The organism is Crocosphaera sp. (genome assembly GCF_030064895.1).
Classification (GTDB): domain Bacteria; phylum Cyanobacteriota; class Cyanobacteriia; order Cyanobacteriales; family Microcystaceae; genus Crocosphaera.
Window position 1 is genome coordinate 45,721 of the sequence record NZ_JASJEB010000021.1, and the last position, 21,298, is coordinate 67,018.

A 21,298-nucleotide genomic window follows, 5' to 3' on the forward strand; every position below is an offset into this window, starting at 1 on the left:
GATGCTCCTTTATCTAAACAATAGAAGTATCATTCCAGGCGATCGCTAATTTTTCGATATCTTCATCACTGACATTGCTTAAGAAAGCGTCTCCTGAACCGAGAACATCATAGTTAGACATAGTATCAATGAGGTCTAATAAACCCTCTTGAGTAAGTATTTCATAAGCAGTTTCTCCACTGTCGGAAACCAGTCCAGTATCAAGAACAATATTAGCTTGTTGATTGTTAAAATAGTCCTCAATGCTCAAACTTGAATTAGTTAGTTCTTCTTCTTCGTTATTAGGAGTGTTCTGCACATGAATCAAGAGATTATCTTGATCACGGTTAAACCATAGTTGACTATCAGCAACATCAGCAAACATTAAGAGGTCTTCGCTACTAATATCTTTAATGACTGCTTCTTGGTAATTATGACTGATGATGAAACTATCTTTTCCTTCACCACTGTAATAATTATTGTTAGAACCTCCTAAAACAAAAGTGTCATCTCCTGCATCACCTTTAATGTTATTTTCCTTAGCTTCTTGATCAACCAATAAGAAGTCATTACCTGCACCGGCAAATACTTCCCCTTGGTGTGCCATAATGCGTAAATAATCATCATCTTCTCCAGTTTTAACCGTGTTTTTATTACCAAAGACTGTTACCACATCTTGACCGGCACCAGATTCTACGTCACCATAGTTACCAATAGAAACAACATAATCATTCCCCTCACCAGAGACAACCGCGTTATAGTTCCCCACAGCAACTAAATAGTCTTCACCGTCTCCACCATTTAACCAACTATCGCTACCGAGAACATACAGAGTATCGTCACCCTCACCCCCAGAAAGGTTAGCGTAGCTTCCTGCTGCTAAAGCGAAGTCATGACCTTCTCCCCCGAAGAAAAGGTTATTAATACCGATTAAAACGGCGGTATCATCCCCTTTATTACCGCTACCTTGATTATTTTCTCCCATCCCATAATAGAGATCATCACCATCACCACCCCAGAAGTTATTATTCAGTCCCATCAACCCCACTAAGTCGTTACCATCACCTCCCCAAGTAAAGTTATTGTTCCCTAAACTGACCAAAAGATCCCCGTCTCCGGTCATATAACCACTGTTAGCGAAGAAGTCAAACATTTGCTCTTGCATGGTTTCGATATCACCCTCAAAACCGTTGACCAGTCCTATCATGTCGTCGAGGGTTTTGGTACTAAACAGTTGAGGAATATCAATATCGAAGACAGAAGGTAAGGTTAGTCCCCCAAACCCAAATACTTCAGATGACTCGACAACAGGTACTGCTGGTGGGGTTGCGTTGTCTGTTTCGGGGGTTTCTGTTGCTGGTGGGGTTGCTATTGTTTCCTCTTCTCCTGTAAAGCGATCGCGGAAAGTGTTCAGCGCATCTTCTCCTATATCTAATGCTGATTTTAAGCTATCTACAAGTCCATCAGGATCAATAAACTTGCTGAGGTTTCCATTCCCAAACGCTTCAAACAGTCCCAAGAGATGACGAGGGTTAGTTATATCAAAGTTAGCCCCGGTTTCTTCATCTTTCAAGTCTAGGCCAGCTTTTTGAGCATTTTGACTAACAAACTGAGCAAATGCTTCACGGATACTATCTAAGTCTTCTTGAGTTAACCGTTGCGCATCAGTTGTGGTGATGTTATAGCAGTCGCCAAGGCTATTAGGACATTTTTCTGTTGCCTGTTGCCTGTTGCCTGTTGCCTTAAAATACAATTTATGTGTCCTAACTAACCTGTCTATTGCTATACCTTGTGCATCGTAGGTGAGTCCTAACGCTTCCCCTAAGGTTAAGTCAGGGAGAGAAGCAGAAACCCGTGCGATCAGTTGGTTGAGTAAGTTTCCTAATGCGTTACGGGGGTCATAACTGAGGGTGTTACCCACTTGACCATTTTCGTCGTTGGTTTCTTGGGAAACTATTCCAAACACGGAAGCGATCGTTGTATCTAACAAGGAGGGGATATTATCAGTGAACATAAACTGGTTGTCCCCGTTGGTGAGGATAATGTCTGCACCTTGGCCAGCAATAGTCAGGTTAAAGTTTTGGTCTTTTAGGGGGGTTCCCTGTGCTTCTTTAAAGGGACTTCCTCCTGCTAATACTCGGTTAAACCCTTTATTTAAGGCTCTTTCTGTGTCTGCTTGTAATGCACGGATATTGCGATCGCTTTCACTTCCATAGTCAAATACTGTGTCATATTCAACGCTACTGTTTTGATCGAGACTGGATATTTGCTCGATGATCTGTTGAGCGTTTCCTTGACTCCATAAGTAGTTTTGGGAGTCGTAATAGTTATCTTCGATGGGATCACCGGTCAAGGGATCAATATCATTACTGTCTCCACTAACATTAAACTGAGCAATATCTTCTTTGAGATAACTGACAATATCCGTCGGACCACTAAAGGGACTTTGGAAGGGAGGTAAAGGAATAGACTGATCTAACATGACGATGAAGTCATTACTGACACCATAGTTAAAGCTAACGTTGCGTTGACCGATAAAGAGTTGTGCGCCTTCAAATGCGTTATAGTTACCGATAGTTTGGGTATATTTTGCGGTGTCACCGTCTCCAATATGGACAAAGATATTATTGTCTCCAAATGCAGCAGCTTTAAACCCACCGTCACCCACTTTGATACCGATATTTGTATTACCCCAGAATGCTGCGGTAAACTCTCCATCCCCTACTTGAACTTGTAAGTTACCACTGGTATCTATTTTGTTGCTCTCAAAGTCGGGAAATGGTAGTTGAGAGTCGATGGAGAAGGATTTTTGTTCAATGTTTCCACCGATGGTTTGGCCTTGTTGAATGAGCTTTTCTACGGTGCTGCTGCGTCGTCCTTCTAAGTCGGTTTGACGGGTTTGGGCCACATCTTGGATGGTTTGTTTGATATTATAGACAAAGTCTTCTATGCCGTCGTAATGGGTATATATGGCTGAGTCTTTGAGCTTTGCACGGTAGGTTTCTGCATTATCAACGGTTGCGCAAGCGCGACAATATCCACTAATGATTGTAGTTGTTCCGAAACGACTTAACGCTGCTTCTGCTTGTTGGGAGGTAACTTGTGTGTGTTTACCAACGGTGACATAACCAATGTTGGGTTTGTCGTTAGCTGTGCGATCGCGTAAAGTAGTGAGTAAGATTTGTTCTTGGTTTTTGCTGGTGTCTATCCCTAAACCTTCGTCTTCCCCTCGATACTTGGTTAATAGATAAAGGTTATTTTCACTGTTTGCTGCTTGATATTCGGCAGTTTCGATGTTTTCTATGTTACGGAAGTCGTTAGCACCAATACGGAGATATTGATCGTCTGGACCGAGGTAATGGTTTTCTAGGGTACTGGTATAGGTTCCCTCTAGTTTTTCACCGTGGGAAATAATGGTGGTAGTTTCGGGTAAACGGATGGAACCATCTGCTTGTATGGGGTTTTCACTGCTAAAGATACTAATACGTTGACTTTTATTTCCTTCTATATCAATTTGTACTCGATAAAGGGGTTCTCCACCATTGGGATCTATTATTCTATAAATTGTTAGTTGATCTCCTGCTTCATTGGTAGAGTTATTGATTATTTCGTAGTCTATCCGTTTGGTCGCTTTATCAATACCACTGCTTGGTTCTTTTATACTTGAGTCTTCATTACGCTTATTATTTTTTAGAAATTGAGTTAGATTATTATCAAAAAAATACGTTTCTCCATCAATTGTTATTTGACGAATAGAGTTATCTTCATCATTCATGTCACCATTGTTATTATCATCAATGTTTTCAAATTCAATGTTTAAGACATATTCTGAATCATTCAATCCTATTATCTTTGATGAAGTTAAAACAGTTCCATTGTTTGCATCATCTTTTTCACTTCCTGCTAATTTAGTTGCTAAGTCAAACTGTTCTGGTGTTATCAAGTTATTATTTTTTAACTCATCGACTGCATTATAAATAGCTTGACTTGATTCATCTAATTGAATAGTATCACCATCTAACTTAAAAATCGGGTCAAAAAAATTACTTATTCGTGTGTTTGTACTTCGATCTCCCCAACGAATATTTCCAGGTGCGTAGGAAATAGTATGAATAGCTTCATAAAGTTTATCTTTATCAAAAATTAATCCTAGTACAGCGTCTTTAAATACTTGTAATGCTCGATTTGAAAAAGTATCATTATCATTACCATGAGCATAAGATTTGTCACTATTTGATTCGTCTACATAATTAAATGATTGATTATCTAATGCTTCTAGAAAAGGTTTAACATTCTGTTCTATCGTTTCATCATTCCATTGATTATTAATTGCTTTACCCGCTAACTGATGTAAAATACTTGCGATCGCTGAATCAGCTAATATGTGATTTATACTGTGAGAGTTATATTGCTTTTTCTCAGGTAGTTTTCTTTGACTCGTTACTGCATCATAAATTATTTCATATCCAGATCTCTTATTTTGAATACCCTCAAATATATCAGTATAACCAAAAGCTTCGTTACGTGTATACTTTTTTAAGCTGTCAGCAATCAAATGAGTATTTGAATTCTTAATTAATTCAATGAATACATCCCATTTTAATCCTGTATCAGCTAGACGAAATGTGGAAGAAGATGTACTAGCCGATGTAATATGATATTGATCACCTACTATTTTGTTATCCTCATCAATTTTAGCAACTTTATAAACAGAAAAATTCTTGCCCAATAATTCAGCATCCTGTTCGCTTATGTTGTTGGGTTCCTTAATATCAGAAGACAGAACTAACCCATTAATATTCTCTGTGTTTGCTGTACTTATTAATAAAACTTTATCATCAAAATTGAAAGTAGCTTTAAACGTAAAATTTGGTAAAGATAAAGCATTGTCTAACTTTAATCTTAAATTCTCTATAAAATCGTGAAAATTCTTATTATTTTCTGAACTATCAGCATCATAAAGTTCACGTAAAAAATATTTATCTACACCTAATATTGATGTAACAAGCTGTTCTGTGGACATATATCTATGATACACATCAGGAAGGTTTTGATTATCCAGAGCCTCCGAGACACTCCGAGTGACTCGTATGTTTAACTCGTTGTATCTTGTTAGTATGACATTTGTAAATTTCTCCTTAAACTGTTTTATTATATTAACATCTTCTATCCTTTCATAAAAATCGTTAACCGTCTCCACAGCGCCTACAGAAAAAAGAACACGAATATTAGAAGTCAAATAATGCTCCCCATCAAGCCAACTTTCAACCCCTTGTGACTCTTTCCAAGACGCTTTTAAGCCTGAAATACTATTATCATTTTTACCCACATGAGTTTTCCCATAATTGCCATTTCCTTCTTCTTCTTCCTCTTCTTCTTCTAAACCATTGCCATCTTTCAAGACTGGTAAAATATCAACCTTACTGATGCCCTTATCTAATAAATATTGTTGTTGAGAACTTAAAATACTGTCCTTATTACCCTCGATTTCAGCATCACTAAACTAACCAAAAATATCATCAATATTCACCTCAGTTTGTACCGTTTGATTATCTAAACTACTCCCCTCAAACGCTTTTCTATCTGTCGGTTGATCATTTATATCTCGTTTTTCCCCTTCAGCATTATTCTGAGTTTTATTCACCTGACTATTCGCTTCATTTTGAGCATTATTAGCCTTATTTTCAGCATCAATCACCCTATTTTCTGCATCTTCTTGTTGCTTTTCAGCATCCGTTTTAGCAGACAAAGCATCCGACTGACTTTCATCAGCATCCAGTTGACGTTTTTTCGCTTCTAACGTCGCTTTAGTAATCTCAACTTCCCCATCACTCACCTTGTCATTTGCCGTCCCTAACTGCTCATTAACATTGTTGAAAGTATCATCCAGATCATTATTAACCCGTCCCACAATACCCTGACTAAACTCATTTTGACTGCTATTATTTCCCCCAGATAAAAGTTCATCTCCCTTATCAATATATTGATCCAATACTTCCAACTGACTCACCAAAGTATTAGTCAAATCATCTAATACCTGACTAACTTCTCCCCCATTACCTAAAACCTGTTCAGATTGGTCAATAAGAGAATTTATATCCGTTTTGACTTGATCAACTCCATTTTGCAGTTTTGCCCCTGCTTCCCCTGCTAAACTGCCACTAGCAGCTATTTCTGAGGATTGGTTATTATTATTAATACTCTCGATATTATTCTCATTGAGATTAGAAGAAAGAGTCTTTTCCTCAATAGAAATAGTTTCAGGTTTAATACTATAGTTATCAGACTGCGATCGCTTAGTAATACTCTCCTCATCAAAAGACAAACTAACCGTATTTAAAAGTTGCGGTGTTTCTAAACTATTTTCTGGAGAAAGTTGCTCATTATTTCCCTCTGAAATCGTTTCCTGTCCATTTTCTTCCGAAGTAGGAGGCGCACCCCAAACCAACTGAGAAATGACCTCCGAACCCAGAAAACCCCCTGCGGTTTGTAATAAGTTGCTTCCTAAGTTTTTAGCCTTCTCTAACGCGCTAGACTTCGTTTTAGCAAAAGTAAAGCCATAATAATCTCCATCCCCAATTTTGACAGAAATATTATGATTAGCGTGAGCAGCAAAAATACTATCACCATCCCCTACCTGAACATTAATATTAGCACTGCCTTTCATCACCCCAATAGAAGTCCCATCCCCTATTTTGGTATGAATATTCCCCTCACCTTTGAGAATATTAACCGAGGTACCATCCCCCACTTTAGTAACAATATTACCCTGACCCCATAACACCCCAACTTGAGAACCATCACCCACCGCAGTAATGATATTCCCATCACCTTTTAACACACTAGAAGAAGTTCCATCACCTACTTTCGTGACAATATTACCTTGACCCCAAACCCCTTGTAAGTTGTCTCCATCACCTACATGGGTAATAACATTGAGCTTACTATTAATAATGCCTGTAATAGTATTCCCATCCCCTACTTTGGTGACAATACTCCCTTCTTGACCAAAGATTAAATTAACATCATCTCCATCACCCACATGGGTGACAATATTAGCTTTGCCCCCAACAACATTAACCTGCTTACCATCACCCACTTTCGTGATGATGTTGGCCTCACCCATACTGACGTTGTAACTATTATTATTATCCCCTTCAGTGCTAACGTGAGTAACAATATTACCCTTACCAAAAGCAACATTAATCTGATCCCCTTGTCCCACCTTAGTAACAATATTGCCCTTTCCTGCGGTTAAACCAATAGTATTGCCATCTCCCACATGGGTAAAAATATTCCCCCCACCGATCATTAAACCTGCCGTAGTACCATCTCCCACCTTAGTCAAGACATTACCTGTAGCAGCCATCACCGCTAAAGTCATGCCATCGCCGATATGAGTAGCAATATTTCCCTTACCTCCCATAGCAGCAACAGTGGTCCCATCTCCTACTTTGGTAAAGACATTACCCACAGACAACATCAATGCACCGGTTGTCCCGTCTCCCAGATGGGTAAAGATATTACCCCCACCAAACATGGCCGCAGCCGTCAGATCATCCGGTTGTTGATCATTGACTTCAACTTTAGTAAAGACATTCCCCTGAGCAGCCATCACTGCGATACTATCTCCACTCCCCACATGAGTATAGATATTGCCTAAACCGAGCATTCCAGCAGCACTGAGGCCATCACCCACCTTGGTATAAATATTACCCTTCCCTGCCATTAATGCTAGAGACGTACCATTTCCTACCTGAGTATTAATATTGCCGATACCAAACTGTAGCGCAACAGTATCACCGTCTCCCACCTTAGTTATCCCTCTTTCGTCACTCTAGGCAGAAGAATAACAAAAATCATCCCAAAGATAGACTAAGTAATGTAGATAGTCAACCTCATTTATTTTAGCAATAAGCCTTGGAAAGCCTAAAGAAAGTTGAGGAATTGGAAATACTTTCAACCACTTTAAAATTAAATTAAAGTAAAAATAAGGTTGCAAAATTAACTGAACATTATTTAGAAGAGATTTCCAGCCTTTTCCTTCATCCCATAACTCATGATTTTGAAAAGTTTTTGGAATGGGATTCACGCTCGAATTAAAAGATTCACTCAGGAGACAAATCATCAAATAAGCTGACATTATTAATTCCCACCACTTCTGAATTTGCTCATAGTGGGTAACTCGAAAATCTGCCCATCCCAGTTCACTTTTAGATTGTTTAAATCCATACTCTACCCAAGTCCTTACTCCGTAAATATCCGCAACTTCTTTATATTTAATCTGAGGGATTCTCGTCATCACAAACCAACTTTTTTCTTTAGTTATGTTTTCTTTATCTCTAGTAATTTCCCAATACCTTATCTTCATTCTTTTTCCATAAATTATTTCTCTAATATATCGAATTTCTTTTTTCCCATCCCATCTTATGTGTTCAAATTTCCTCCATTGGTTGACTCTAACTTTTGCTTCTCTTGGAAGCCATACTCCATGATTACTGCGGATAGCCACTGCATATTCTATTCCTAAATTCTCAATTATACTGATAAAATTACTGTGACTTTCCCCATATAAGCTATCTGCTAATACTCTTTTGATTTTAAATCCTACTTCTTTTAGTTCTTTAATTATTTCTATGGCTATTTCTGGCTTAGTTTTATATTTATCTCCTTCTTGTAGTCTTCCTTTAGGTTTAAATACTTTGAATTTTAAGGGAAAGGTCATTCCTTCACAATAACCATAAGCATTTACCGATACTATTCCGCTTTCGATTTTCCCTAGATTTCCTATATATTGTCTTTTTACATAATCCGTGGTCTTCCCCTTTTTTTTATCTCCTGTTTCATCTATTATTACCATTATCTCCTTTCCTTCTAGAATCTTTAAAATAACTTCTAATCTTCTTTTCTCTAATTCTTCTGCTTTCCAAGGTGATTCCGTTAAAAAATGTAATAATCCCTGCTCATTTTTTAAACCAACTAACTTGGCGATCGCAGGCAAACTTTTCCTTTTTATCTCACTGATGATTCCCAGATGAAGATATTTAAACGCTTCATAAGCTCTTACTTCTACAAATAAATCTCTGTAGAGTTCACAGTAAGTATCAACACATTTTACAGTCATTTGAGGAGGGCGAGGCTTAACCATAGTCTCTGTCTGACTTTCAGACTTTTTTCTTCATTGTACCTCTCCCAGAGTGACGAAAGAGGGATATTTGGTGACTTGTTGTTATCTGTTATTAGTCTGCCCAAAGTTTGGTTAGTTCATATCAATAAGCTTTAAAAAAAATATAAATAATAAAAAACCTCAGAATAACTGAGGTGAAATAGGAAAACCTTAAGATTGTCAAGCAAGAGATAATTTTTTAGCTAATAACGGCAGAAACAATGACTAAGCTGGTGACGAATAATGTAGCGATTGCACCCTGGACTAAGTAACGACGTTGTTGAAAAGGAGCAGGATATTCAGCGTAGTAAGGTTGGGGTTCTACTGCGTAGTTGTTGAGAATACCGTTGTCGAGTTGGGTGGTGGTGTACATACCTTGTTGCCTCCTGTGGCTCTCTATGTAAATAATTGTAACAAGTAAAGTAACATTTTGTAAAGAGAACTTGACAAATTATTTTTTAATGCTATCTGAAGAATCAGCTTGCTATAGCAGGAGGCAGGGGGCAGGGGGCAGGAGGCAGGAGGCAGGAGGCAGGAGGTAAAAACCTGGATGCTATTAGGTTTGAGTTTGAAAAAATGTCCTAATTGCCTTGGCGGTTGCTATACTGGCGGTTCCTCGGCTTGCGTACCGCTTATAACCACACCTTGCGGACTGAACTGAAGGAACTGAATAAAAGTTGGTCGCAGGAAGTAGAGGACGACCTCGACAACTCGGCGCAATTGGAGAAGTACAACGATGATCCCTTCGACCCTCATGCCATTGCCAGACTCCGTCCCATTGCCTACCAAAAGGCCATTAAGATGAGTTATATTGATAATCTCATCCAATGGGGCGACAACCTCTTCCGTGAATACAGCATTGAGAGCATTCTCGAAGCGACCATGCTGTATGTGGAAGCCTACGATATGCTAGGTAATAAACCTACCGATTCTGGCCCTTGCGATTTGCCCGCTCCCATGAATTTAGCGCAAATCCGGACTTACTCCAAACAAAAGACAAAAACAAAAACACTTCAAGGTATCCCTGAGTTCTTGATCGAGATCGAACAAAGTCAAGGACCGACGGCTTCTTCGACACAGCCTACGCCCCATAATTTGATTCCGGGGGATTACTTTTGTCTGCCAGAAAACGATAAGTATATTGGCTATTGGACGACTATTCAGCAACGACTCTACAACATCCGCCATAAGCTAAATATTGATGGAGTGCAAGAGAACCTAGCACTGTTCCAACCACCCATCAACCCATTGGCATTGGTGGAAGCTTTTGCCGCAGGAGAAAGTATCGGAGAAGCACTATCCACTCTCCAGGTGGCGTTCCCCTATTATCGCTTTGATGTGCTGATAGAAAAAGCGCGAGAGGCTACCCAACTGACGATTCAACTGGGACAATCTGTCTTAGTAGCCTTAGAGAAAAATGATGCCGAGGCCTTGGCGATCTTGAACAGTAATAACCAACAAAACATTCTGTCATTGACCAGCATTGCCAAGCAAGAGCAGATCGATCAGGCAGGACAAAGCATCGAGGCACTCCAGGCGAGTTTACAAAATGCCACCGATCGCTTGAATCATTATACGCAACTGATTAATAAAGGGCTTTCAGGATGGGAAATAGCACAAACACTATTAGAAATTGAGGCAATTGAATCTCAAACCCTAGCACAAGCTATCAAGGGAGTTGCTGCGATTGCCCATCTTTTTCCTACAATCTACGGTTTTTCTGATGGGGGAGCCAGTCCGGGTTTTTCTATCAGTGAGGGTGCAAGTATTCTAGAAGGAACCGGTAATACATTGAGCATGGGGTCTGGTTTAGCCGGAACCCAGGCCGGGTTCGCACGGAGAGCGGAAGATTGGACTTTGCAACAAACGATCGCACAGGATGATATTGAGCAAATCAAGCAGCAGATATTGGCGGCTCAAACCCAGCAGCGCATGGCCCAACAGGATCTGACCATCCTGCAAAAGAACCTAGACCAAGAACAAAAGGTGGAGACTTTCCTGAAATCCAAGTTCACCAACCAACAGCTCTACCAATGGCTGATTGGCAAAAGTTCAGCCCTCTATTTTCAAGCCTATCAACTGGCATACGAACTCTGTGTCACCGTCCAGCAAGCTTGGCAGTATGAATTGGGCGCAAGCCAGAACTTTATCCAACCGGGCTATTGGAACAATCTGCACCATGGTTTGCTAGCCGGCGAAGGTCTGCAACTATCTCTGCAAAGAATGGAAAATGCGTTTATGAGACAGAATAAACGCAAGTTTGAGATAGTGAAGATGGTCTCATTGAAAGCCGATTACCCTAAAGAGTTTGAGAATTTAGTTAACACTGGCACATGTACGTTTCAACTTGAACAGAAATATTTCGATGCTGATTATCCAAACCACACCTTCCGTCAGATCAAGACCATCGCGCTTTCTTTCCCGGCGGTGCTGGGGCCTTATCAAACTATCCATGCTACCCTGACCCAGACAAGCAACACCCTCACCTGGCCAGACGGCAGTCAGCACAAGGATTTTCGCACCAACCAACAGGTGGCATTATCCCAGGGTCTCAATGATAGTGGTCTCTTTGAGTTGAATTTCAACGACGCCCGTTACCTGCCCTTTGAAGGTACTGGTGCGGTCTCCGCGTGGAAATTGGAGATTCCAACAGCCACCAATCCCAGATTGATTTCTACAGACAACAAGTTGGACAAACTGACGGATGTCATCATTACGTTAAGATATACAGCCTTGCCTAATTGACCAGCTGTGTAGCAACCTGAGTTCGATATTAAGATAATCGCCTTTACGCTAACAGCTATTTTTTGTCCAAAATCAGTGGTCCTAAGTTAGGAAGACCTCCCAAAAATGTGAGTAAAGAAGAGAAGAAACAAGCTCATTTAGATGAAAGCTTTCGTAATGCCATCGAAGGAAAATTTGGACAAGCTAAACGAAGATTTATAGCAGTACAAAAATTAGTTAGGACATTTTTCGTATCCTTATTCTGTCATTCCGAGGCACGAGGAATCTCTATAACGTCCTAACCATAATGAGTAATGCTATAGCTTGAATCTCGTGATGACCAAACTCCCTGAAACCTCGGAAACATCTATTGCTATTACATTTTTAGTTGTCAATCTTTCTAGACTGCTGAGGCAGTTTTTGTCGTTTTTTTTGTCCTTATTTACTAATGATAGAACAGGAGAACTAATTGAGCAACTTCTCATTAATTTTGATTATAGTTTAAACCGTTTTTTTGTGCTGAAACTTATTGATTTGTCAGAAAAATCTTGGTCAAAAGTGGCATAAATTTTTGAGTAACTTTTTCAGCAAACCCTATATTAGGTAGTTCATAGCTTAATTCTTTGATGAATTCCATATAACCACACAGGAATAACAGGTAAACCCTGATTAAGAAAAGCGATCGCACTCTCTCGCTCAAAATCCATTAACTTCAGCATTCCCTCAGAAGTATCAAAAATCAACATTAAACGCCGTTTACTATTCTCTTCAGCAAAATTCGGTTCAATTTCCCGTAACTGCTGCAACACCCCAGATGCAGACTCAAAGGTTAACCCCACCGACAGCAAATATACCATTACAGCTAACTCCACCAACTCAGAACGAGAGTAATAAACACTTCTCCCCGTTCCCGTTGCACTCACCATAGGGACAATAACCCCTTTTTCTCGCCAATACTGTAACTGACGTAGAGTACACCCCGTAATTTTAGCAGCATCCTTAGAAGTAAAAAAAGTTTCTCCCATGACCTCTATTTTACAAAGATTTGCTATAATACAATTATGTTAGTATCAAACATCTTTGTGTAAGTGAAATGAGTCAAATAACTGTTCAATGTCGTCTCATTGCCAAAGAACCAACTCGTCGAACCCTCTGGCAACTGATGGCAGACTTAAACACGCCATTTATCAATGAATTACTGCAAAAGGTGGCACAACACCCCGACTTTGACCAATGGAGACGAGCAGGAAGACTTAAGGCCACAATTATCAAACAATTAGGTGGCGAATTAAAAAAAGATTCCCGTTTTTTGGGACAACCTGCACGGTTTTATACTTCTGGCATTAAGTTAGTAGAATATATCTTCAAATCCTGGCTCAAACTTCAACAACGACTACAGCGAAAACTTGACGGTAAAATACGCTGGTTAGAAATATTAAAAAGTGATGAGCAATTAATCAAGAATAGTGAAACAAATTTAGAGACAATTCGCCAAAAAGCTGCGGAGATATTAAAATCTCATGAAGGTACAGAAAGATTATTTGATACTCTTTTTCAAGCTTATAATAATGAAAAAGATACTCTAACTCGGACAGCCCTGAATTACTTATTAAAAAATTCCTGCAAACTACCCAAAAAACCAGAAAAAGCCGAGAAGTTTGCTAAACGTCATCGTAAAGTACAAATTGCAGTTAAACGATTACAAGAACAAATTAATAGTAATTTGCCTCAAGGTCGGAATTTAACCAATGATCACTGGTTAGAAACATTAGCGATAGCTTGTCACACCGATCCCAAAAATGTTGAAGAAGCAAGAACATGGCAAGATAAATTATTAACTAAACCTCAAGCAATTCCTTTTCCTGTTAACTACGAAACTAACGAAGATTTAACTTGGTCAAAAAATAAAACAGGTCGTCTTTGTGTTAAATTCAATGGAATGAGTGACTTAAAATTTGAAATTTACTGTGACAAAAGACAACTTAAATGGTTTCAACGTTTTTACGAAGATCAACAAATCAAAAAGTCTAGTAAAAATCAACATTCCAGTGCTTTATTCACCCTACGATCAGGACGAATTCTGTGGCAAGAAGGCAAAGGCGAGGGGGAACCCTGGGATATTAATCGTTTAACCCTTCAATGCACATTAGATACTCGTTTTTGGACGCAAGAAGGAACCGAAGAAATTAAACAAGAAAAAGCTGATGAGATTGCGGAATTTCTGATAAGGATGAATGAAAAAGATGATTTAACTAAAAATCAAGAAGCATTTATTAAACGCAAGCAATCAACTCTAGAAAAACTAAATAATCCTTTTCCTCGTCCTAGTCGCCCCTTATATAGAAGAAAGTCTAATATCCTGGTTGGCGTTTCAATGGGATTAGAAAAACCTGCTACCATTGCTATTGTTGATGGAATCACCAAAAAAGTTTTAACTATCCGAAATATGAAACAACTACTTGGTGAAAATTATCCCTTACTTAACCGTCAACATAGACAAAAACAACATCAATCTCATGAACGCAAGGTCGCACAACGAAAAGAATCCTATAACCAGTTTGGTAATTCTGAGTTAGGACAATATATTGATCGTTTATTAGCTAAAGCCATCATCACAATAGCTAAGACGTATAAAGCAGGAAGTATTGTGGTGCCTAAATTAAAGGATATAAGAGAGACGATTCAAGCTGAAATTCAAGCTAAAGCTGAAATTAAAATCCCTAATTGTGTTGAAGCACAAGCCCAATATGCTAAAAAATATCGTATGCAAGTCCATCAGTGGAGTTACGGCAGATTAATCGAGAATATTCACACACAAGCTTCTAAATTAGGGATAGTTATTGAAGAAAGTGAACAACCACTACAAGGCAACTCACAACAAAAGGCAAAAGAATTAGCCTTAAGAGCTTATCAGTCTCGTCTATCTGCTTAAAATTTTACCTGTACCTTGACAATTTGATATAGTATTTATATACTTGATTACGGATGTTAATCGCGCCGTAGCTCATGTTTTTAATTAAATCTCTGAACTACGAAAAATGAGGGTTAGTTTAACTGTCGGTAGATAGTTTTGCTTTCTGACCCTAGTAGCTGTCCACCCTGAAGCTGATTTCTACAATTTAGGTTGTAGAGATGATTAACCTGTAACTTGAGATTAGCTGATAACTTCATTTTATAGGGTAGGTGCGCTCCCAGCAATAAGTGGCGTGGGTTTACCACAGTGATGGCTACTGAATCACCTCCGATCAAGGGGGAATCCACTTACTTTTTCTTACTAATGACGGGATAAAGCATGGTCAAAGACATAACCAAATTTATAGGTTTTAAGTAGATTGAAAGCGAGTCCAGTTACGTCCTATGAAATGAACTCGTTTTAGGGTTGGCTCTAAAAACGTTTGATTCTGAAAAGGCGCATGTGTCATGCTGTAATCTTTACTAAGTAATTCTAGACCAAGGTGAAATCCTTTCTCACTCTTAGCTTGAAGCGTATAAAAGCAACTATTTTTCTATAGTTGTCTAGCGCAAACCCCGAATCCGTTATTAGATATAGGTTGTAGCATTTCTCAGTTTTCATTTTTTTCAAGCCTGTGGCATGAAATGAACTTTTGAGTCTTATCTAGCGCACATAGTTGACAAAGCACTTAGCATATAAGGTTTTTGGACTTCTGGTGTCACAATCTATTTTGATGAATGAGATGGATTGAAAGAACAAATTGACAGCCATTCTTAGAAAAGAAGGAATTGTCACAATCTATTTTGATGAATGAGATGGATTGAAAGGAAAGTTACTCAAGAGCAAGAAAAACAAATGCTTAAAGACAGAGTCACAATCTATTTTGATGAATGAGATGGATTGAAAGTGACTCCTCCCTAGTAATTTTAGATAAGATAAGTTGGTATTAGAGAGGTTCAGTTATATGACAAATAATCTGTTAAAGCGACAGTAATATGTTACCGATGACAAATAATTAGTTACTGTACATAGTTACTGTACAATAATTCATTTATATTTCGCAGGAAATATGGACGTAACTGGATTCGAACCAGTGACCCCATCGATGTCAACGATGTACTCTAACCAACTGAGCTATACGTCCGCACAGACTTCTATCATAACACAGTATTTAACAAAAATGCAAACAATAGTATTTGAGAAGAGCAGTAGGGGTCAACGGCCCTTGACCCCTACCCACCTCTACCCCTCCCAGGAGAGGGCAATCAAAAGAATTAACGACCACCAACGGTGATTTTATCTACTTTTAAATGGGGTTGACCAACGGTAACATAAACACTGCCACTGACGGAACCACAGAAACCTGGTGCTAGTCCTAAATCTTGAGAACACATAGATATTTCGTTCATAATATCCTTAGCAGTTCCGATCAAAGTTGCACCTTTTAAGGGTTTAGTAACTTTGCCATTTTCGATTAAATAAGCTTCAGAAACAGAGAAATTAAACTCACCGGTGGGTCCAACACTTCCCCCACCCATTTGCTTACAATAAATCCCTTTATCAACCGAAGCAAAGATATCATCAACAGAAAAATTACCTTCTGCAATATAAGTATTACGCATCCGAGAAGCAGCAGCATAGGCATAACTTTGACGACGGCCACTACCGGTGCGAGGATGACCAGTACGCATCGATCCCGTGCGATCGGCGATAAAGTTCTTGAGGATGCCATTTTCAATCAAGAGAGTGCGTTGGGTGGGCATTCCTTCATCATCCATATCTACAGTCCCAAAAGCTTTATCGGAACGACCTTCATCCCATGCAGTGAGATTTTCGTGGGCGATTTTTTCCCCTTTCTTGTCCATAAAGGGGGTCGTTTTGTGTTCTATTTGGGTAGTTTCCAAAAGATGACCACAAGCTTCGTGGAAAATAACCCCACCGAACTCATTAGCCATGATAATGGGATAATTTCCAGACTCTACAAAGTCAGCGTAGAGCATTTTACCGGCAGACTCGGCCACCCCTTCGGCTGCACTTTCATAGTCCCATTGACGCAAGAAACCAGGGTCACTGGTATCTCCAAACCGTTTGCCAATAGACGCGCGATGTTCTCCATCGGCACAGAATAAGGAGTAACCCACGGACTGGGTAAGGCGAATATCTCTGGCAAAAGTACCATCACTGGCCGCTACTAAAACTTCTTGCCAGTCGCGGAAATACATAGCCCGACGAGACTGAATATGGTCAGCTTTTTGCGCCATTTTCCCGTTAGCTTGTAATAGGGTGTCTCCCATTTCTTCGATGGAACTACACTGGGGCAACCACATCTCTTTATTTTTGGTTACGGCGTAATCTCTAAATAATTCTAGGTTAATTTCTGGAATATAGGCGTTAGGGGAAGGTAAAGTTAAACCTAAGATGGATAAGCCCTTTTCTAAGGCGGTTTTTAGCCCTTTAAAGGAGAGATCATTAGTGCTAACATAACAGTCCGCTTTGCCCTTAAAAATGCGTATTCCTGCACCAGTGGATAAACGAGGGGAAATGCTAGTAATAGCGTCTTCTTCGGCTAAACAGCTAATATAGTTAACCCTTTCTAAGAAAAATTCTAAAAAGTCGGCACCGGCTGCCCTTCCTAACCCTAAAAGGGTGGAAAGGGGATCTTGCCAACTACTATCAAAGCGATCGCGACTTGATTGATACGATAATTGTGGTAATTCTTTGGAGAGTAACAAAGTTGCTGTCATAAGATAGTTTCCTTAACGGGGTTTGAATATTACAAAGACTGAGTTTATTTTTTATTATCCTTTATCTTCCCTTAAATCAGAAGGGGGGCGATCGCTACTCCAGGCCCACCACGCTTGTTCACATTCGCAGAGATAAAATTCTTGCCATCTTCGGCCATAGTCTTCGGTGATTACTGGGGCCCTTCTATTAATCCAAGCTTTTTGGGCTTTATTGGCACTAGCATGACAGCGAGGACAACGAAATTGTAACCCACGAATCGCTGTTTCTGTCCAAGCTGGAGGAGTGGGGCTGAAAGCATCCATTTTTATTATTTTAAAGGTGGTTATGTTTCTATTTTATACTCATACTTAATTCTCACAACTGTTTAACGAACTGAAAGTTAATGGTGATCACTTAAATAATAGTTCCCAGTGATCGCCAAGGAATTATTTTGTCAAGAGATAATTTCACCTAAATATAGAGATCCCGATCACAGAAGTTTAAATATTCCGTGACTATACTGAAGCGAAGAAAAATAAACTTTTGTAAATTGAGGGAAAATCAGAATGGCTAATCAACAACAGTTAAATATTTTAATGAAGGGTGTAGATAGCTGGAACCAATGGCGAAATGAGAACCCTGAAATTGTCCCTGATCTCAGAGAAGCAAATTTAAGTCAATTAAATTTACGGGGTGCTAATCTCGATTATACTAACTTAGAACAAGCTATATTAGTCAATACCAATCTAAGCGAAGGGTCTTTGAAAAAGGCTAATTTAAGTTATGCTAATTTAAGCGGTGTTATCTGTTTCAAAACTATCTTATCTGAAGCTAATTTAAGTTATACTACTTTAATTAACTCAGATTTAAGTAAAGCCAATCTTGAACAAGCCAACTTAAATCAAGCTTATATTATCAATAGTTATTTAGTTGATACAAATTTATATCAAGCTAATTTAGAAGAATGCGATTTATCTGGAAGTTATTTAACAGGAGCAAACTTAATCGGCACTAATTTACAAGGTGCAAATTTAACTGAAGTAGACTTAACCGGGAGTACATTTGATGAGCATAATTCTGATAATTTTAATTATAAAAAAGATGAAATAGTTGTTGAATATGATTTGTTCCATGAAACTTCTTGGACTCAAGTTCAAGACTTAGTAGATAGTTTCTCAGAAAAAATTGCTTTAATGTCGAGTTATCATGATTATTTACCCTATTTAGAAAGAATTTGGCAAACAAGTAAGTTAGAAAGTATTTATCAAACACTTAGTTAACTTTTCTCTAAAGGTATAGACATATTCTCTTTTTCTAAGACGGGTAATTTTAATAACATTCCTGCAATAAACCAATAATAAACAGCAACTGGGTCAACTGCCAGAGGGTAATAATAAGGATTATAACTAATCAAAAGAATAAAAACCCATAAGCATAATCCCAGTCCACGCAAACCAGGAGTTTTTAAGGAACGATAAGCTTTAAAAGTAAGAATTGTTAAGGTTGTGACAAGACTTAAAAATACTAAATATCCTAAAATGCCAATTTCATACATGATTTGAGCCGGAAAAGTCTCCACCAATATAATCGAACCCAAACGACGAGCAGCACTTGCTGTTTTGCCTAATCCATTACCTAATAGAGTAAGGTGATTATTGATTATCCATCGTATTTGGCCAGCAATAAACTCTTGAGGGGGTGCATATTGCCACCGTCCAATAAAGTTAGCAATTCTTTCATCAACTAAACCAATTTGTGTCGTGATAATTACAGTTAAAACAAAGATAATTCCTAATTTAATTAATAAATTTTTATTTCTTTTCTGCGTTGCCACAAATAGAGTTAAATAAATAATAGGTACTAAAAACAAGGCTGTTCTTTGTCCTGAAATTAACGTGGCAATTAAAACAGCTATTATAGTCACAAAACCGATACCTTTCCAGAGGCGAGAAGGTTCACTAAAACTAACACCATAACTGATAAAACTACTGGCAATCAAAAACCAAGCCCATTGCCAAGGTGCTACAAATGTTCCTGGTAATCTAATTAAGTTTCTTCCAGGGTTAAATAACACAGAACCTCCGACAAAACATTGAGCGCGTAAACTAGCAGAAGTATTGGAAGGTGGCGGCAAATCAGTGTTTCCTGGACAAATACCATGAACTAATAATAAGTATTGAATTAAACATAAAGTACAAGCAATAAGAATTAGTAGCAATAAAACACGGTTAAATAATAGTAATGTTTTCTGATTATTGATACAATAGTAAGCACAAAATATTAAGGGAATATAACCTAGCCAAACTTTTAAACCTACCAACCCCATTAAAGCAACTTTATCTTCGCTGTTGGCAAAATCCATAGGAAGATTCACAAAAAAGAAAGTTAATAAACAACTAAAGGCAAAACAAGCGATCACTATTATTAATGATTTAAATTTTAATGGTTTCTTTTGCCATATTTTGTAACTAATTAAAATACCTATTAAAGCAGGTAAATAAAACCCATCTTTGGCCAGATGAAATAAGGAATAAGAAGCCCTAAAAATTATCCCTCTACCAAAGGCTTGAAAAACCTCTGCTACAGCATAAGTAATGGTTCCCCCTAAGGGTAAATAAACTAAAAAAGCTAACAAACCCCATCGAGGAAATAGGTAACACAATACACCACAGGGAACTAATAATGCTGCGAGAATAGCTACTTGAGTGCTTGCTATAATTAGACCAAGAGAACCAATAAAAACCGAAGTAAATAAGACAGTAATAATCAGGATTATCTGTTTTTCAGATTGCATTTTTTAGCTCGCTAATGATACTCAAAAAAAAAAGTTAAATATTGTTAAATTCCTTGGCCTTTTTCATTAAACTCAACTACTGTTTTTTCTGATAATTCATGAGTAGTCATAGCGTTTAAAATGTCCAAGGGAACTGTTAAATGATGCGCTCCTGCCTGTAGTGCATCCGCAGCTTCTTGAGGTGATTTTAAACTAGCTGCTAAAATTTCAGTGTTACTACCTTCTAAAACCTTAGCCATCTCTTTAACTAAAGATAAACCATCTCCTAGTAATCTCGTTGCACGGTTAACATAAGCAATGGCATATTTAGCCCCTGCTTCTTTGGCAACAGCAGCTTGTGCGCCACCATAAATAGCAGTAACAGCGCAAGAAATATGAGGAGATAGGGTTGCTGTGACTTGAAAACCTATAGTTGTGGCGGGAATTTTTAAGACTGTTTTTTCCCCTATTAATTCATAGGCTTTTTTCCCTTCTGCTATCATAGTTTCAGCTTCGGTTGATGTTAGTTGATAGTAAAGTTCACCGGGACTTATATTAGTTAATTGTTGCAGGGTTTCTTCTGGAGATAAGTCACTTTTTGCTAGTAAAGTTGGGTTAGTAGTTATACCTTTTATCCAGCCGTATTTTATGGCTATTTTTGCGTCACTAATGATGGCAGAATCAAGATAAATCATGATATTGAAAAAGTAAGCTCCTTTCTAGTAAACTTTTCACATAGACTATATTGTAGCTTCATCTGTTTCATCTTGACTCAGTTATATAGTCGTTTGAACACACCCCATCGCTCATCAAAGATTATAGATGGGGATTCACTTGCACCCAGAAGCTTTTAGACTTCTAAGTGTCCCCAAGGTTACTGGTGTTCTCAGTGTATTTGTAGAACTTTGGCTAACAAATACCTTAGAGAAATACTTATCACCAATTAAGACAGAATACCAATACCTTGCCCCAATATTAT

12 protein-coding genes, 1 tRNA gene, 1 pseudogene and 1 CRISPR repeat array are annotated in these 21,298 nt (G+C 38.4%); of the genes and pseudogenes, 4 read left to right on the forward strand and 10 right to left on the reverse strand.

Annotation, left to right across the window (positions count from 1 at the left end):
* Window positions 1-13: 13 nt before the first annotated feature.
* From QNJ66_RS08055 to QNJ66_RS08070, 4 genes are all read right to left on the reverse strand, one after another.
* The gene (locus tag QNJ66_RS08055; protein WP_300505010.1) at window positions 14-5,380 is read right to left on the reverse strand and encodes a hypothetical protein; all 5,367 of its coding nucleotides are present in this window, start codon (window positions 5,378-5,380) and stop codon (window positions 14-16) included.
* A 102-nt stretch (window positions 5,381-5,482) separates the two neighbouring features.
* On the reverse strand, window positions 5,483-7,792 hold the full coding sequence (locus QNJ66_RS08060; protein ID WP_300505013.1) for a hypothetical protein: 2,310 nt from the start codon (window positions 7,790-7,792) through the stop codon (window positions 5,483-5,485).
* A gap of 24 nt (window positions 7,793-7,816) precedes the next feature.
* Window positions 7,817-9,127 (reverse strand): IS701 family transposase, encoded by a 1,311-nt coding sequence (locus tag QNJ66_RS08065; RefSeq protein WP_300505016.1) that lies wholly within the window; start codon window positions 9,125-9,127, stop codon window positions 7,817-7,819.
* A gap of 217 nt (window positions 9,128-9,344) precedes the next feature.
* Complete coding sequence (locus tag QNJ66_RS08070; RefSeq protein WP_300505018.1) at window positions 9,345-9,518, reverse strand: ssl1498 family light-harvesting-like protein; 174 nt, start codon at window positions 9,516-9,518, stop codon at window positions 9,345-9,347.
* Window positions 9,519-9,766: 248 nt separating this feature from the next.
* Between QNJ66_RS08070 and QNJ66_RS08075 the strand changes: the two genes are divergently transcribed.
* Both QNJ66_RS08075 and QNJ66_RS08080 read left to right on the forward strand, forming a co-directional pair.
* Window positions 9,767-11,890: a hypothetical protein gene (locus QNJ66_RS08075; RefSeq protein ID WP_300505021.1), complete on the forward strand. Its 2,124-nt coding sequence runs from the start codon at window positions 9,767-9,769 to the stop codon at window positions 11,888-11,890.
* Window positions 11,891-11,952: 62 nt separating this feature from the next.
* Window positions 11,953-12,436, forward strand: a pseudogene (locus QNJ66_RS08080) (transposase); the annotation flags it as partial.
* A gap of 41 nt (window positions 12,437-12,477) precedes the next feature.
* Here the strand turns inward: QNJ66_RS08080 and QNJ66_RS08085 are convergent.
* The gene (locus QNJ66_RS08085; RefSeq protein WP_300505023.1) at window positions 12,478-12,894 is read right to left on the reverse strand and encodes a MerR family transcriptional regulator; all 417 of its coding nucleotides are present in this window, start codon (window positions 12,892-12,894) and stop codon (window positions 12,478-12,480) included.
* 68 nt (window positions 12,895-12,962) lie between these two features.
* On the opposite strand from QNJ66_RS08085, the gene cas12k reads away from it, so the two are divergent.
* Window positions 12,963-14,801 (forward strand): type V CRISPR-associated protein Cas12k, encoded by a 1,839-nt coding sequence (gene cas12k / locus QNJ66_RS08090; protein ID WP_300505026.1) that lies wholly within the window; start codon window positions 12,963-12,965, stop codon window positions 14,799-14,801.
* A gap of 736 nt (window positions 14,802-15,537) precedes the next feature.
* Window positions 15,538-15,729: direct repeats of the CRISPR family, unit length 37 nt; unit sequence GTCACAATCTATTTTGATGAATGAGATGGATTGAAAG.
* A 163-nt stretch (window positions 15,730-15,892) separates the two neighbouring features.
* Here the strand turns inward: cas12k and QNJ66_RS08095 are convergent.
* The 3 genes from QNJ66_RS08095 to QNJ66_RS08105 form a co-directional block, all read right to left on the reverse strand.
* Window positions 15,893-15,966: transfer RNA gene (locus QNJ66_RS08095), tRNA-Val, on the reverse strand.
* A 130-nt stretch (window positions 15,967-16,096) separates the two neighbouring features.
* The gene (locus QNJ66_RS08100) at window positions 16,097-17,566 is read right to left on the reverse strand and encodes a TldD/PmbA family protein (protein WP_300505028.1); all 1,470 of its coding nucleotides are present in this window, start codon (window positions 17,564-17,566) and stop codon (window positions 16,097-16,099) included.
* Window positions 17,567-17,620: 54 nt separating this feature from the next.
* Complete coding sequence (locus QNJ66_RS08105) at window positions 17,621-17,869, reverse strand: hypothetical protein (RefSeq protein WP_300505031.1); 249 nt, start codon at window positions 17,867-17,869, stop codon at window positions 17,621-17,623.
* 243 nt (window positions 17,870-18,112) lie between these two features.
* Between QNJ66_RS08105 and QNJ66_RS08110 the strand changes: the two genes are divergently transcribed.
* The gene (locus QNJ66_RS08110) at window positions 18,113-18,826 is read left to right on the forward strand and encodes a pentapeptide repeat-containing protein (protein WP_300505033.1); all 714 of its coding nucleotides are present in this window, start codon (window positions 18,113-18,115) and stop codon (window positions 18,824-18,826) included.
* Here QNJ66_RS08110 and QNJ66_RS08115 read toward each other — a convergent pair.
* Window positions 18,823-20,340, reverse strand: coding sequence for a hypothetical protein (locus tag QNJ66_RS08115; protein WP_300505036.1), 1,518 nt, complete (start codon window positions 20,338-20,340; stop codon window positions 18,823-18,825). The two genes, QNJ66_RS08110 and QNJ66_RS08115, sit on opposite strands and share 4 nt — an antisense overlap.
* A 44-nt stretch (window positions 20,341-20,384) precedes the next feature.
* Complete coding sequence (locus tag QNJ66_RS08120) at window positions 20,385-21,014, reverse strand: transaldolase family protein (RefSeq protein WP_300505038.1); 630 nt, start codon at window positions 21,012-21,014, stop codon at window positions 20,385-20,387.
* Window positions 21,015-21,298 lie beyond the last annotated feature (284 nt).

What these genes read in the sequence shown, in the direction of transcription:
- QNJ66_RS08065 (WP_300505016.1), bottom strand. Translation starts at nt 9,127, where the DNA reads ATGGTTAAGCCTCGCCCTCCTCAAATGACTGTAAAATGTGTTGATACT.
- QNJ66_RS08070 (WP_300505018.1), bottom strand. Translation starts at nt 9,518, where the DNA reads ATGTACACCACCACCCAACTCGACAACGGTATTCTCAACAACTACGCA.
- QNJ66_RS08085 (WP_300505023.1), bottom strand. Translation starts at nt 12,894, where the DNA reads ATGGGAGAAACTTTTTTTACTTCTAAGGATGCTGCTAAAATTACGGGG.
- cas12k (WP_300505026.1), top strand. Translation starts at nt 12,963, where the DNA reads ATGAGTCAAATAACTGTTCAATGTCGTCTCATTGCCAAAGAACCAACT.
- QNJ66_RS08100 (WP_300505028.1), bottom strand. Translation starts at nt 17,566, where the DNA reads ATGACAGCAACTTTGTTACTCTCCAAAGAATTACCACAATTATCGTAT.
- QNJ66_RS08105 (WP_300505031.1), bottom strand. Translation starts at nt 17,869, where the DNA reads ATGGATGCTTTCAGCCCCACTCCTCCAGCTTGGACAGAAACAGCGATT.
- QNJ66_RS08110 (WP_300505033.1), top strand. Translation starts at nt 18,113, where the DNA reads ATGGCTAATCAACAACAGTTAAATATTTTAATGAAGGGTGTAGATAGC.
- QNJ66_RS08115 (WP_300505036.1), bottom strand. Translation starts at nt 20,340, where the DNA reads ATGCAATCTGAAAAACAGATAATCCTGATTATTACTGTCTTATTTACT.
- QNJ66_RS08120 (WP_300505038.1), bottom strand. Translation starts at nt 21,014, where the DNA reads ATGATTTATCTTGATTCTGCCATCATTAGTGACGCAAAAATAGCCATA.